The sequence below is a fragment of the Shewanella indica genome (assembly GCF_033842865.1).
Classification (GTDB): domain Bacteria; phylum Pseudomonadota; class Gammaproteobacteria; order Enterobacterales; family Shewanellaceae; genus Shewanella; species Shewanella indica.
The window spans coordinates 2205797-2220981 of record NZ_JAWXXR010000001.1; the positions used below are offsets into that span (position 1 = coordinate 2205797).

9 protein-coding genes and 1 pseudogene are annotated in these 15185 nt (G+C 51.9%); 4 read left to right on the top strand and 6 right to left on the bottom strand.

The features are described 5' to 3' along the window. Positions 1 to 670: 670 nt before the first annotated feature. Positions 671 to 2230, bottom strand: a complete 1560-nt coding sequence (locus SIL79_RS09990) for a POT-type proton-dependent oligopeptide transporter (protein WP_319619228.1) — start codon at positions 2228 to 2230, stop codon at positions 671 to 673. A gap of 237 nt (positions 2231 to 2467) precedes the next feature. On the opposite strand from SIL79_RS09990, the gene SIL79_RS09995 reads away from it, so the two are divergent. Both SIL79_RS09995 and deoD read left to right on the top strand, forming a co-directional pair. Further along, entirely contained in the window at positions 2468 to 3640 is a 1173-nt protein-coding gene (locus SIL79_RS09995; RefSeq protein WP_405130435.1) for a winged helix-turn-helix domain-containing protein, read from the top strand. Between the two features lie 158 nt (positions 3641 to 3798). Next, positions 3799 to 3981 (top strand): annotated as a pseudogene (gene deoD, locus SIL79_RS10000) (purine-nucleoside phosphorylase); the annotation flags it as partial. A gap of 191 nt (positions 3982 to 4172) precedes the next feature. Here the strand turns inward: deoD and SIL79_RS10005 are convergent. From SIL79_RS10005 to SIL79_RS10015, 3 genes are all read right to left on the bottom strand, one after another. After that, positions 4173 to 6698, bottom strand: coding sequence for a hypothetical protein (locus tag SIL79_RS10005; RefSeq protein WP_319619229.1), 2526 nt, complete (start codon positions 6696 to 6698; stop codon positions 4173 to 4175). Continuing rightward, complete coding sequence (locus SIL79_RS10010) at positions 6698 to 7303, bottom strand: hypothetical protein (RefSeq protein ID WP_319619230.1); 606 nt, start codon at positions 7301 to 7303, stop codon at positions 6698 to 6700. Before SIL79_RS10010 ends, SIL79_RS10005 begins: the two co-directional genes overlap by 1 nt. A 949-nt stretch (positions 7304 to 8252) precedes the next feature. Continuing rightward, positions 8253 to 8510: a DUF2999 family protein gene (locus SIL79_RS10015; RefSeq protein ID WP_039034164.1), complete on the bottom strand. Its 258-nt coding sequence runs from the start codon at positions 8508 to 8510 to the stop codon at positions 8253 to 8255. Positions 8511 to 8804: 294 nt separating this feature from the next. Between SIL79_RS10015 and SIL79_RS10020 the strand changes: the two genes are divergently transcribed. Continuing rightward, positions 8805 to 10964 carry a hypothetical protein gene (locus tag SIL79_RS10020; RefSeq protein ID WP_071476666.1) on the top strand — a complete coding sequence of 720 codons (2160 nt, stop codon included), beginning with the start codon at positions 8805 to 8807 and terminating at the stop codon, positions 10962 to 10964. Between the two features lie 10 nt (positions 10965 to 10974). Next, a complete protein-coding gene (locus SIL79_RS10025; protein WP_039034116.1) occupies positions 10975 to 12903 on the top strand; it encodes a toxin-antitoxin system YwqK family antitoxin in 1929 nt (642 codons plus the stop codon). Between the two features lie 540 nt (positions 12904 to 13443). Here the strand turns inward: SIL79_RS10025 and SIL79_RS10030 are convergent. After that, positions 13444 to 14394, bottom strand: coding sequence for an IS30 family transposase (locus SIL79_RS10030; protein WP_319619231.1), 951 nt, complete (start codon positions 14392 to 14394; stop codon positions 13444 to 13446). A gap of 257 nt (positions 14395 to 14651) precedes the next feature. Next, positions 14652 to 15176 (bottom strand): hypothetical protein, encoded by a 525-nt coding sequence (locus SIL79_RS10035; protein WP_200887989.1) that lies wholly within the window; start codon positions 15174 to 15176, stop codon positions 14652 to 14654. Positions 15177 to 15185: the final 9 nt, after the last annotated feature.

Below are 15185 nucleotides of genomic sequence, written 5' to 3' on the forward strand. Positions count from 1 at the left end.
CCAGGCATAGGCGGAACTGTGACCTTCCGAGCCAGGGATGGCGAGGCGACTACCGCATTTGTTCCAGACAAATGTCGGCATACACTCCATCCATGGAGATAAGGGATGTACTTGAATAACGTCCCTGTTTAACGGCCGGCTCACCGTCCCTGGCTCGCGCTCGAAAGCACGTTGCTGTGCAACTCTCGCCATGTCACAGGATCGCCTATGCATAAGCCGGCGGCAGGCAATGAGCAACATCCATCGCCGGAAGCTCGGGCAATACTAGCTTAGATACTTTTAGCTGGAAGCCATGCTAGCCGCTGTGCCAGCGGCCTAAAGTCGTGGAGCAAATGCATCCATGCATAACGGCAGTACTTGAAAGCACGTTGCTACGCAACTCTCGCCGTGTTACAGAATCGCCTGTGCGAAAGGCCGTTCTCGAACATCCTATTCTTCACTGCATTCGGGCTTCCTGCCCATCCTCACTGCAGGTGATGAGCTGCAGCTTAACCAATACCCAGGCACAGGATTGTTTGTGTAAAAGTTGTTCTTGGCAGCGCCGCGTTCGGGGGAGGGAATAACTTGGTTTCCGGCGGTTATTATCATTAATGAAAAGACCCAACTCACGTTGGGTCTTTGGGGTTTTTAAATCAAGGAGATTTTACCGCTCAGGTTGGCGGCAAACGCCTTAAGCCTGTTGCGGTTCCACTGCCCGATAATGATCCTGCATGGTGTAAGAGCGGGCATAGAGCGCAAACACCAAGGCGGCCAGCAGGGCGAAGCCGGCGAAGAAGAACATCTGGAAGGCGGTGACACTCAGGCCGGTTTCGGCAATCTGATTGGTCACGGCATCGCTCTTGACGCTGGCGTTGGCTAATAGCACCCAGAGGTTGCCCACAGTGACCGATAGGGTCCAGAAACTCATGATGCTGCCTTTCATCGACTTGGGTGCCTGGCTGTATGCAAACTTCAATCCGGTGGCAGAAACCAGTACTTCACCGAAAGTCAGCAGTGCATAAGGCAGTATTTGCCAGGTGATGGACATGGGGGTGCCGCCATCCATCATCAACTGAATGCTGCCTATTACTATCCAGGAAAGGCCGGAGAAGGCGATACCCGCACCCATTTTACGCAGGGCATTGAGGCGCACGCCATTGCGCTCCAGCATGGGGTAGAGCACGAAGTTATTGAAGGGGATCAGCAGCATAACCAGCAGTGGGTTGAGAGCTTGCATCATGGCCGGTTCAAACCAATCCGGCTTGACCATGTCGTTGGCCTGTAAAATCCAGGTGGAAGCCTTTTGATCGAACAGCGACCAGAAGGGGGTGACCAGGGCAAACAGGATTAAGATGCGAAATACGGCGCGCACTCCGTCCACTGCCTCGAGCGGGTGTTGATTGCGGGCCCGCTCAAGCTGCATGGAGGCGCCTACGCCGACAAAGCCCATCAAGAGCACCATTGCCAGACATAGCGCTGTTACCACTCCAAGGCTGTTGTATTGGGTGAGGGAAAACAGCGCCAGCAGTATACCTATGGCACTCAGCAGCAAACCTGTATTGGCCTTGCCGGGTACGGGGGTGAAGATGGCGCTCTTGAGCACAGGTAGGAAGCCGTGTGGATCTTTGGGCTCGGGTTGCTGGTGGACATAACGTTTACGGCCGCCCCAGAAGAATACCGTGGCGATAAACATCAATACTCCTGGGATACCGAAGGCCACCGAAGGGCCGAAGAATTTCAGTAGCAGCGGCATCGACAGCGAGGCGAAGAAGGAGCCGAAGTTGATGGTGAAATAGAACATATCGAAGGCTTTTTGCGCCAACGACTTATTGCTCTGATCGAACTGATCGCCCATGAAAGAGGACACCAGCGGCTTGATGCCGCCTGACCCCAGGGCTATCAGAAACAGGCCCGAATAGAAGCCGGTTTTGCTGGTTTCGAAAATCGCCAGGAAGGCATGGCCAATCACATAGACTATGCTAAGCCACAAAATGGTGTGGTATTTACCGAAGAAACGGTCGGCCAGCCAGCCCCCTAAGAGGGGGAAGAAATACACCCCGATCACAAAGGAGTGGAACACATCTTTGGCTTCGCCCTGACGCAGTTCTTCCGGCACCGACAGCAGCAAAGCCGTCATCAGGAAGGGAGTCAGAATATTGCGCATGCCGTAAAAACTGAAGCGCTCGCAGGCTTCACTGGCAATGATAAAGGGGATCTGCCGCGGCCAGCGTGCAGAGGAAGGTGAGCTCATAATGTACCTTGGTTATTGTCGATTCTAATAAAGGTTGCAGCTATATGCGCATAATCCGGCTTTCCATTCAACTCCGGCCATGAACAAAACCGTTTTTTTTGTGAACTGAAGTGCAAATTTGCTTCGAAAGCCATGAAAAGGGCAAACTGATTACTCGCATTGGCAACGGCATTGAGCTGTCATCATAGCGCCACGCTAAACCAAGGTTATCGGGAGCCAGGCACCATGGATACACCCTTGTATGGACCATTGACTATCGATGAATGGCTCAGGCTCAATCTGCAGCGCCAGGGCTTGTTGCAACCGGCGAACTCGGCGGCGGCCGTGATCCGTCAGTTGGGCTATATCCAGATAGATTCCATCAATGTGGTCGAGCGGGCCCATCACCATGTGCTGCACAATCGGTTGCCCGGTTATCACCCCGAACAGCTGCAACAGGCTATGGCCGATAAGGAGGTGTTCGAGTACTGGGCTCACGCTGCGGCCTATCTGCCCATGAGTGACTACAGGTACAGCCTGCAGCGCAAACGGCAACTGAGTCAGGGGGATAAACACTGGTTTGAACCGGACGAGCCCTTGATGCGGGAAGTGCTTGCCAGAGTGCGCGCCGAGGGGCCGCTCAAGGCCAGTGATTTTGAACACTCAAGTGATCAACGTGGCAGTTGGTGGGACTGGAAACCGGCCAAGAAGGCGCTGGAACAGCTGTTTATGCGCGGCGAGTTAATGGTGCTGCGGCGTGAGCGGTTTCAAAAGGTTTATGATTTGGCCGAGCGAGTGCTCCCGCCGGGCATAGATACCAGGGAGCCTGACGATGATGAGTTTGGCCGGTATCTGGTGAACCGCTTTCTCAATGCCAACGGTTTTGGCTCAGAGGCCCAGTTTGCCTATCTGCGAAAAGGCATGCGGCCGGTTATCAAGCGGGTGTTGGACCAAGGGCTGGAGGCCGGTGAACTGCAGCGGTTCAAGGTCGATGGTCAGCAGTATTTCTGCCCGGCAGAGCTGAGCGCGGTGCCCAAGATCCCGGAGCGGGTCTGGCTGCTCAATCCCTTCGATAATCTGGTTATTCAACGTAACCGCTTAAAGCAATGGTTTGGCTTTGACTATCAACTGGAAGTGTACCTGCCGCAGGAAAAGCGGGTCTACGGCTATTTCAGCCTGGCCATCCTCTGGCGCCAGCAGTTTATCGGCCGGGTCGATGTCAAGGCCGACCGGCTGCGCCAATGCCTGTTGTTGCAAAACCTGGTGTTGGAGCCCGAGTATGCCAACCGGCCTTTGGATGATATGTTGCTGGCCGAGCTTACCAGGGCCATTGGCGACTATGCCTGTTTCAATGCCTGTGAACGCTGGAAGCTGGTGCGCAGCAATCACAAGGGGCTGAAGCAGCGCTGGCGCCGTTTGCAAAGTTTATAGTGCCGACTCGGCTCTGAGCCTACCTTAAAATAGCCGTGTAGTTGGCTGAGAGGAGTGTGGCATTTTGGTCAATAAATCCCCGCAAGCGGACTTTTGTTCTCAAGGCTTTTTTGGCGTCGCCGGTAGACTCGGGCCAGTTTTTATCCGAGAAACAGCTTATGGCAGCACATGCCAACGGCGCCAAAGGCGATTTTGCCAAGACAGTTATCATGCCCGGCGATTCTTGGTGGGCCAACTACATTGCCGAGCACTTTCTCGATGATGCCCGCGAGGTGATCTCGGTGCGCAATATGCTGGGTTATACCGGCAGTTGGCAGGGGAAGCCGGTTTCTGTAATGGGCCAATCAAAGCAAAGAATACGCTTTATAGTCAGCAGGGACAGAGTCAGCGCGCGCTTATAGTACGTTTCGGGACGGCGCGAAATGACATATTGTGAATGGCCTTTGTCGGTTTTTTGCAAGCACACAATAGGTTTCAGTAAAAAACGGGAGCCTTGTGGCTCCCGTTGGCAGTGACTCATTTCAACTTTGCATTAATCGTTCAGGTGGGCACAGCGACCAAACTCGGCTCCGCCTTTAACGGCAGCAACCACCTGTTTAGGGAAGCTGAGCTGAACATCCTGGCCATCACGGCAGACAAAGGCATTGTTCAGATCGACATCGATAGACAAGACTGCTCCTGCGATACCACCCATCATTTCAGAGCCGTTGGCACTGATGGCAAATGGGTTATCTATGGTCAGTGCCTTGGCTTCGGTAACGCCCTGCTTGGCGAAGAACTCCTTGGTGCTCATCCAGCCCAAACCTTCCAGGTAGATACCACCACTGAAACCGGTAAACAGGTTGCCGGAGCGAGCAGTAATCATCGACAGATCGTCGCTGGCATCAAGCAGCAGCATACGCGGTACGCCAAATTCGGCGCTGATGCTGTCGTGATCCCAACCTTCGGCACACAGATTACCCAGGAAGAAGTGATTGAAAGGTACCTGCTCACACCAGCGCAGACTGCCTATGTTCTCCTGTTGGCCCGAGTCCGTATGCCACAGGGTGACTCCGGTGCGGGTACCAAAGCCAACTGTGTTACCGTCGTTGGAGATCACTGAGGAGTCCTGGGCGCCAAATTCAGCCGAGGTGTCGTGGAAGCGGCCATCGACCCAGGCAACCTGACTGGTGCCATCATAAGTACCGGTAATGGTACTGCCGTTGCCGGCTATCCTGTCGGCACGTAGCCATTGAACCTTGTCGGCAAATTGGTAAGGCAGTTGCTGCATACCGGCTTTCTTGGTCCAGATAAAGGGTACTATCTCGTCTTTGAATGCACTCTGGCAGGCGCCGTTACCGTCAGTATCCATATAGGCGGTGCCGACAACTGTGTCGCCGCTATCGTCCATATCCCAGACATAGCTGGAGTTGGTGCCTGACTGGCCCGAACCACCACAGCTGTTACCGTTGAGATCTCCAAGCGAGGTCAACTTGTCGCTGCGCAGATCCCAGATGGCGGCATTGCTGATGCCGTTGCCGCTGAAGTCTGCCATGACGCCGGCCTTGGTGGCGTTTTTGTTCATGGTGGCGTGTCCGGCAGCCACGGCATTCCCGGCCGGGTGCAGCTCGAACAGGGCTTTCTTGGTGCTATCATAGAGGAAAGGCGTAGTGCCGGTTATCCCCATGGCACGTTTGCCGTTCTTGGCATGATCCAGCACAAAGGCGCTTACCAACGGGGTATATTGGATGCCATCGCTATAGCCGTTGAAATAGATATCTGCCTGCTTGGTTACTCCGGCTTCGGCAATGATAGGAGTGAAATCACAGGCGCTATCGCTGGCCGGATTGCTGCTTTCATTGCTGTTCCAATACTCGGCCTCTGACAAGAGGGAGGTTTGCCGGGTAGGATAACCACCGGCCTTGATGGTCTCCATATAGAGCACATAGCGGCCGCCGGGAGTCAATCCATTGATGGTGAACTTGCCATCCGGGCCTACAAGCCCTTGAGTCAGGTTGCCGGACTGCTGAGTGACCACATCGTACAGAGGGTTATCCAGGTTGCGGGCCACCATGTTCATGCCCGAATAGTCCACTCCTTCCTTGGTGTACAAGGTGCCGGAAATCGAGCCGTAGCCTGAACGATATTCCGCTGTTGGATAGAGGTCGGACAGATTGACTATATCGTCGCGCACATTAACAGTTGATTGCTCGGCACCCTGAACTCCTAACACATTGATGAAGGGGAACATGGTTTCAATAGTGTCCGGCGCTATCTGGCTGGCGCTGGTGTATTGATTGGTGATGGCGCAACCCGGTACTCCGTCATATTGCGGGCTGTATGAGGCTGACATATAGCTGAGATGGCCATTGGCCTGGGAGTGCGACATGTTGAGGGCGTGGCCGAATTCATGGGTAAATACCCCGGCAATCATTTCGCCTTCTGTGTCATCTATACCCACATACCAGCCGTTCATCAAGGCAGTAGCCTCGAGGATTTCACCGGTTTCTTCATCGGCCCACTCGGGGAAGGCTATCCCCAGCACCTGGCTGCGTGGTACGCCGAAATACTGTTCCAGGATCTGGCCGTCGGTGTCATAGTTGACCCAGAAACCATAGCCGTTAACGGCGGAATAGATCTGATCGACGTTATGTTGATTCACATCTTTGATGCCGGTTTGCTGTTCAATGGTGCCCTGCACCGACATCTCAAAGGTGGAGGTTTCCACCGCAGACCATTCGCCCACGGCCTTGGCGGTAATGGCATTGGCCTGAGCTATGCTGAGGAAGGTGTAATCCCGCTCCAACACAGTACCTGCCGGGATAACAGTGCCGTCCGGTAGTGTGATGTCGAGATTGAACACCAGCCCTTTTTCCAGAACGGTGAAGGTTTGTACGTCAACGCCATCCTTGTTTTTAATCACAGGGCCGCCGTCGGTATAGACGGGAATCGCCCCCTTGGACGTATCCCACTTATAGGGCTGCATTGTAGGTTCGTGAATATACAGCGGGCCACCGGCCAGCGCGGCAGAGGAGACTGAGCCCAAAAGTAAGGCAGTGGCAATTCTTGAAAGCTTCATTATTTGGCCTCCTGTACCAGTTTGCCAACCAGAGACATAAATGCGGCGGCATCCACAGCACCGGCCGTGGTGATAAGGCTCTGCTCTTCAGGGCTGAGCGACTGAGTGTTCATGCCATCAAACAGGCCTATGTTGCCCAGTTGATTGCTGACTTTGCCGTTTTGCACAGTGAATTTGCCTTGTTCCAGCCCTACGGTAGAAGTCAGGCCGGCACCGAGATCCGGATTCATAAAGGCCACTACCTGCTCGCCAACCGACCAGCGGGCGAACCCTTCGGGTGATACGCCCAGGTAGACTTTGCCATTACCCATGGAGCGGGGCTTGAGCAAACCAAACTGGCGGAAGGTATATTCGCTGCCTGCTTTATGTTTGTGTTTGGCATCCATACCTACCCGAATGGTTATCTGGGTATAGGGGCGTTTGCGCTCATCAAAGCCATCGGTCACAGACACCACTTGGCCCGAGACTATGCTGGACGCTTGATTGGTCAATTGACTGAGATTTTGTTTGAGATGTTTTTGGGCTATCGCGGCGGGTGTCAGCAGCAAACTGGCTGAGACGAGACATAGCGCCGACAGACGCTTGAACCACTGGGATCTTGTCACTGGAATACCTCCTGTATGATTGGGATAAATTCAGCTTTCGATCATCGACCCATACATCCTTGGTCGAATATTGACCGAGCACCTACTTAAGCACGCCGACTCAGTGGGTGGCACGGCAAATGATGTAGCGTTTTGTAGCGTGTTTGTTAAACGCACACGATTTGTCTCAATCTTGTGCTAGGAAAATATCACGGAGAGATAAGAGATTGGCTTTCAACAGGCCTTTGGTTATCTTTTGCTCAGCGTGAGCTGTTTTGCCATGCTGAATATCAGTTAATAACAGGGAGAGAGCTGATGAGCTGTAACTTTTGTGGTGGGCGTTTGAATAGCGGAATGTTACGTAAGCAGGAGCCGGGAAGCTGCCGAAAGTTTAAGTCGTGTCCCAACTGTTCAACGACTCATGGTGAGGAACATATATTTCATCCCTATCCCACTGATTTTGGTAATACGCCGGCACGAGTGACCGCGGCCAATCCGGACGGGCATCAAAGTTATTGCAGAAATTGCCGGGCGCTTGATACGGGTATTGCTTCAGAGAACTATCAAAAATGGAAGGTGCGAACAAGTCCCATGTGTGCTCTGCGTCGGCTTACAGGCCTGGATGCAAGGCGTGGTTCGCAGCAAATGGCCCTAGTCCTTTGCAAGAAGCACAACACAGCAGACAGATCTGTAAGCCACGCCCTTCGGGGCTTTCACAGCAACCGGCTCTCTGCGTTATTCGACTTCAACATGCCCCGGCATGCCTTCAGTCAGATGCCTTGAGCGCCAATTGCTGTGTAAGCCACTCTCTACAAAAGAGAAGGCCACGAGGACCTATTCGCACCTTCCTAAGCGTTGCAGCGAACTGAGCTGATGGCCCAGCCAATTTATCAGCCTAATACCTGATGCATGACAGAGCATGAAATTGACCCTCAAAGCCATGTGAGTCAGGCCTTGAGGGCGCACAGGATTAAACAGGTTTGTTCATTTGTGCTTTGGCGGCTTCAACCTTGGAAAAATCCAGTCCCAGTTCTTCCACGGCTTCTTTGATCAGGGCTGGGTTCTGCATCACCTGCATCATCAACCCCTGCAGCTTTTCCGGTGGCAATCCCAACTGACCCAAGATACCCATGGCCATCAGAGGATTTTCGGTCAGGCTCTGGAACAGGCTGCTTATTTGTTCATCGCTGATATTGTGCTCTTTCAGCAGGGCAATAATAGGGTTCATAAGTTCCTCATTGGTTTCAAGCATTCAGATTGAGTTGATTTTAACAGAAGAAACGCCTGGTACCTTCATCGGGACATCGCAAAATTAAGCTGCTTTGGGTTATTTTTAAAGACTCTATTCAAGCCTGGCTGAGAGAAAACCTGCCAAGAGTCATGGGGCTTGGTTTTTTGTTTTTAGTCGTAGTCTTGGGGTTCAGTTCGATACGGCGTATATGGTCGAATAGCAGGAGAATTGTGACTTCTGATTTGGCATAATGTGGCGCTAATTTTTCAGCGTTCTTCTTCAAGGAATGAAATGAAGCAGTATCTTTCCCTCTTCGGCCTGTTATGGCTCTTATCCGCGTGTACCCCCAATTCCCATGTTGAATTTGACCCTAAACAAGGCGATCGAGTCGATTACTGGGTGCAGACAAAAGCCAACATAGATATTGGCGGACGGGTATTTACTCAGTACAGCAACTCTTTGATGCACTATGAGGTGATTGAGACCTCGCCGACACTAAAGCTGGAGCTGGTGCCCAGGTTTATGACTATGTCCGGTGGCGGCAATAGTTTCAGTAGTTTTACCGCTGCAAACGATGAGCCCGAGTTGCAACAGATGTTTTCCAGCGGCTTTGAAATCACCCTGGATAAAGACTCCGGCAAATTACTGGCATTTAAGGGCAAGGATGAAGAGAGCTGGCAAAAGATGTTGGCACGCTCGGGCCCTGAGTTAATCGAGCATTTGACTCAGGGGATGGAGACTCCCGGTGTGTTGCAAAAGATCCCCGCCAAAGAGGGCAGTAAGCTGATACTCGAGGGGTTCAATGGTCAGCAAACGGAACTATTGGTCACTAAGGTGACCCCGGAGATAGTGGACGCAGAGTTGACCGCCGAAAGCGGCGATAGTCGCCTGTATGGTCATATGCGCCTGGCGCGTGAGAGTGGTTGGTTGCAGAAAATGGTATTGGTGCTGGAGAGCAAGATTGACGCCATGGGCCAACAAGGCAACAACCATATACAGATAGTGATGTCGCGCAAGGATCTGCTCGATCAGGTGGGCGATCTGAGGCAACAAATCGCCTTCGATGATATGGACAACTGGAACCCCATCATGGCATCGCCCCCCAAGCCAGCCGATGGGCTTGAGCTCAGTGCCGAAAGCTTATTCCAATATGGCAAGGGCACATTTCGTGGCGAGTCAGAACATCTGCAACTGGAACTCTTGCTGACCGAAGTCGATAGAGAAGTTTTGGGGGAAATCCGCTACCGAGATCTGCAGGCGCTGGATGCCGAAGATAAACCCATTGCAATGGAGTGGAGCATACTCAGCCAGTTGGGTCCCTATCGGGAGAGTGGTGCGCTAATCACCAGCACCGCGATTGTGCCCCTGGGATGGGATCAGCGAAACCAGTTTGAAAAAATATCCTCCTTCAGTGCCGTGGCAGACTATACGCCACTCGAGTTGGTATCGGTTTCCAGCCAATGGCGGTCTGGGCAGGAGCAGCAGTTGGCGCTGGCCGGTGGCACACTCACTATTACCCCGGTAGCGCAGCAAGAGGGCGAGTATCTGCTGCATTTCAGTGGCGCCGATGGTTATCTGGTGCCGTTTTTCGATGGGCTTGAAGGCGAGTTCCGCTATCAGACACCGCAAGGTGGCCCCGAGTGGCTCAACTGCATGGATCGCAGTTTGCTGTTTAGCGGCCAACAACTTTTTCGGGTGAAATTGACCAAGCCGGCAGCTGAGGTAACCTTCCATGCCATCTTGGATCAGCAACAAGCCGGTTTCAGCCGTGAGGTGCGCTGGGTAAGCCGAGAGGCCTTTGCCGCTGATTACACTCTGCCTCCCATGGGCAAGCATTACCTTTATTACAATGATACCGACGAAGAGGCGGTCGATTTTGATCCGGCCAGCTTTGCGACTCAGGCCGATACGCCACAGGGTGCCAAGCTGATTCTGCCGCAGGACTGGGCCGGTATCTGCCAGCTGCAAATTGAAGGCGATTTTAAACAAGGGCCATCGGCTTTGGTCTGGAAAGCAAAGCCTAACGAGCGCATGACGACTCAAGTCGAGTACCAACTGAGTACCGAGGATGGTATACGCCGTTATTTCTATGGTCTGGAAATACCCAGTCACCTGCATTGTGATGGTCGCCCGGTATGGAACTCTGTCGACTATACCCCGGGTGAACGTGCCTGGTTGGTGCCCCTTGAAGTGTTTGGCGAGCTGGATCGGCAGCAATCTGTGCAGCAATTCCTGCAGAATTACCATCTCTACAGCGCCGATGATGTGCAACTGCCGTTGCTGGACAAGCAGGCGCGCTACCTGAGTTCAGAGGATATCCCGCTGAGCGAAGCCATCATGGAAGACAAATACCTAAGGGTTGCCGATAGCGTGGAACGTATCGGTAAACTCGACTACCAGGGCGAACCCCTGGATATCCGCTGGGTCAACAGTTTCCCGCCACTGCCTTAAGGACAAGAAAATGCGTGTATTGATATTACTTTGTGGCCTGATGAGCTGGATGGCCAGCGCCGAGACAGTGTGGCTGAATGAGGATTGGCAAGTGGTCGACAGTGAGCGCCAGGCCAGTTTTTATGTCAAAGATCCGCAAACTCAAGATCAACAGGGTTGGCAGACCACCATCTATTATGTCGGCTCGGATACCCCCAGATTCAAGGGCAGCTTTGCCAAGCCGGGTATCTTTCAAAATGCCTTGGGTAACTACCAGTTCTTTCACAATAACGGCAAGCTGTCTTCCGATGGCCGTTATAACGATAACAGCGAGATGGAAGGCCCGATCCGTTTCTATGATGAAGACGGCATCTTGACCATGGAGGCCGGTTTTGTTGATGGTGAACAAAGAGGCACTCAAAAAAACTTCTACAGTAACGGTCAGTTAGAGGAGGTTTATCAGCAGTTGGGCGACAAACGCGTCGGTAAAGACAGCCACTATTACCAGGATGGCAGTCTGCAGGCGCAGCACTCGCTGGTCAATGGTCTGCCGGAAGGGGAGCAACTGGAATACTACCCGGGTGGGCAACTGCGTGAGCGCAGTCTGTATCTGGCGGGTAAACTGACAGGGGAGCGCAAACGTTATCACCGCAATGGTGAGCTGTCCTCCATTGACACCTTTGGCCCTAAAGGTCAGCAGGGAAAAGCCTATGAATACTGGGATACAGGTGTCCAAGAGGCCGAGTATGTCTATGTGGATGGTCAGCGACAGGGACCGGCCAAACGCTGGCATAAAAATGGCCAGCTTAGTCGGGAAACCAGTTTCCGGCAGAATCGAGAGCATGGGGAAAGCCGCCAGTATGATGCCAAGGGACAGCTGACTCGAATTGAACATTATCAGCAGGGCAAAAAGGTGGGCGAGCAGCAAACCTTTTATACCAGTAGCTCGCAGCTGCAGCAGTTGCAGCGCTTTGACGAAAAAAGCCGTTTGGTCTTTGAACAAAAGTTTGCCGATGACGGCAGCAAGACCATGGAGTTCAACGCCCGTTTTGTCAAAGACAAACAGATCCTCGACAGACAATACTTCCAAGACGGCAAACTCAGCTCAAGAATGCAGCAGGATATGACCCGGGTGTGGACTTTATACCAGAAGTTTGATGCCAACGGCGTTGTCATCGAACGAGAGGAGAAACTCAAGGGCAAGCGCGAGGGGCTGGCCGTGCAAATGTATCAGGGGCTCTGGGATGATGAGCCCTACATAGAGACCAGTCACTACCAAGAAGGCCAGCTTCACGGTGCTTATGAGAAGAAACTGGTCAGCGGCAAGCTGCTGGAGCAGGGCGAATATGCCCATTACAAAAAGGTGGGGTTTTGGACTTATCAAGATGCCCGTAACCGCCGCACAGAACAGCGTGATAGCCAGGGGCGGTTGCACGGTGAAGTGAAAGAAATCCAGGTACACGATGGCCAATTGTTACAGCTGGCGCATTACCGGCACGGGCAGCTTGAGGGGGAATACCAAACCTACAGCGAAAAAGGCGAGCTGCAAGCCAAGGGAAATTATAGCCAGGACAAACGGCATGGCCAGTGGCAGTACCAGGATCCCTATGAAACCCAATTGTCCCTCTGGCAAGGGGAGTATCATTACGGCAAAAAAGTCGGCACTTGGCTGGCGCACTCTGCAGCGGGTTACGAACTGGGGCGGGAGCAATATGACGCCAAAGGACAGGCGCAGGGCAGTTTTTACTATTTCACCGAAGATGGGTTACTGAACAAGGTCGCCCGTTATCAGGACGGTAAAGAGCATGGCGAAACCGTGTCTTACATCCAGGGTAAAGCTTACTATATCCAGACGTTCGAACACGGTGAGTATCTGGGCAGTCGTGATGTTTACGACGATGAGCTTAAGGCCGAGAGCGACTGCGATAGCTCTGCCTCATCGCTGTTATTTGGCTGTTGAGGCTTTATTTATGGTTTAGCCGTGTGGGCTTAATGATTGCCGCAATAAGCTGTTTGCGCTGCAGCTTGAGCCCTTCGGCAACCTGTTACGCCGAGGGACTATAGTGGCTCTGGCGCTTAAAGCAGGCCGGTTTGTCTGTCAGGAAAGTGGTCAACTCGGCTTCGCTCGGCGCCTGTGCGAATTAATGCGCAGAGTTGTTGAAATCGGGTGTAAAATAAGGTTTTCAACCCTTACCGCAAGCGTTGCAAGGAAAGTATAAGTGGCTGAATTTACTTTTTATTCCTATGTTTAGTGGTGCTCTCTCTTTGGGTAAGAGCATGTCTGAAACTGCATAAACTGACTCAGACCAATCAGGATAAAAACAGGACATTTTGGGGACAAATAGGCCAACAACTAGGCGACTATGATCTGTATATGGGGATCTTGTTTGGAAGAGCTGAACGTTATTCCCTGTATCATTCAGAGTTGGCAGCGCTAATCACTGAAATCAGAGCGGCTTTCAAACCGCGAATTCAACTCCGAAGTGCACCACTCGCTAAATTAGGCTGCCTTGCGTAATTCATTGAATACCGCAATAGGTTGCCTGAAGCCGAGGCACTTTCTCGGTCTGGCATTTAATGCCCGTTCAATCTCACTAATTTGCCTATCTGTTACCGTCCGCAAATCGGTGCCTTTCCGTATGTATTGCCGCAGCAAACCGTTGAAGTTTTCATTCAGTCCGCGTTCCCAGGACGAATAAGGGTTAGCGAAGTAGACATCCGTTTTAAGCTTTTCTGCGACCTGTTCGTGGTCACAGAATTCGCTGCCGTTGTCCGCTGTGATAGTTCGAACATAACTTCGATATTTCCACAGCATGCCAACCATTGCCCGGGCCACATCGACTGCGCTTTTCGCTGGCACTTTGCGTATCAGGTACAGCTTACTTTTTCTCTCAACCAGGCTGACAATCGCGCCCGTACCTTGCTTGCCCAGAACCGTGTCAGCTTCCCAGTCCCCAAACCGCTTTTTCTTGTTCACGATAGCGGGACGATGCTCTATGCCTACGCGATTCGGGATAATCACACGCTTCGCGCGGTTACCTTTACGGTATCTTCGGTGACTCTGGCGTAGCTGTTTGTACAACTTGCCGCCGCATAATTTATCACGCTGGACATAGCCATAAATCCACTCGTGACTGACGTTATATCCGATGATTTTACCGACACCGGCTATTTGTTCCGGACTCCACTTCTCATTGAGACCGAACTCAACAAAGGTGATGGTCAGTCCAGATATTCTAGACTTCGCGGACTGACAACGGCGTTTTAATGCCTTCGCCTGAGCGACTTCCGGCAAGTAATGGTTATCCCGAATTCGATTGCGATTTACTTCCCGGCTGATTGTGCTGTGACTTACTTTCAGACGTTTTCCTATCTCCCGATAACTGAAACCCTCGCGTAAATAGGCCTCAATCTGGTATCGTTGTCCCTCGATCAACTGCTTGTAATTCATGGTAACTACTCATGTTTGTTTGGCGACTACAGAGTATCACCAACAGGCAGTTGATCTCTCCTCACCGTTTAACCATGAGTGGTGCACTTATTATCTGAATTCGGGACTGGCTATATGGGCAATACTCTTGTTTATTTTGTACTTGATATTCAACTTTGGGTTATAGCAAGGCAAATTACCGCGAAAGAAATTTGCGGGTCGAAAAAAGTCATACCAGGGGGCATCAATAGGCAGTTGTTAATGCATAAGCGTGTTTTTTATACATCTCTTACCCAAACTGTTTTTACATGCTTTTTAAGCAAAGCTACCACGCTGTTATGGATAAACAGGTAACCGAAATCCTCTTCAAGCTTAAATATTAGTCGCTCTTCAAGTGGGACACCTTCCAGGCGTGAAAAATCCAGCTTTGCGGTTTCCAAATCCAACCAGTTTAACTTGCCATATTGCTTCTCTTCATTAGTTAGCCGATAAGTCTGGTGTATGTACGGCATACGGAAGTTTTCAAATACTTTTATTTGATCTTTTGATGGTTGGCTTGGTGAGCAATCTACCCTTGCGTCCAGCCATTCGACACCATGTTGGACCCGTTCCGCGATTCTCTCTGCTATATCGTTGACAATAAAAAGCTTGGGGGAGAATGTTATTTCCAGAAGCAGGTCTGGTTCAAGAGTGACTGTGGATTTCGGGGTTGGCTGGAATGCAAATTCAGCCAGAGATTGTCTGGACAGCAGCGCGTAATCATTCATGGTTATATTCATAGCGGCATTATTAGTGGGACTCATAGCCAGGCG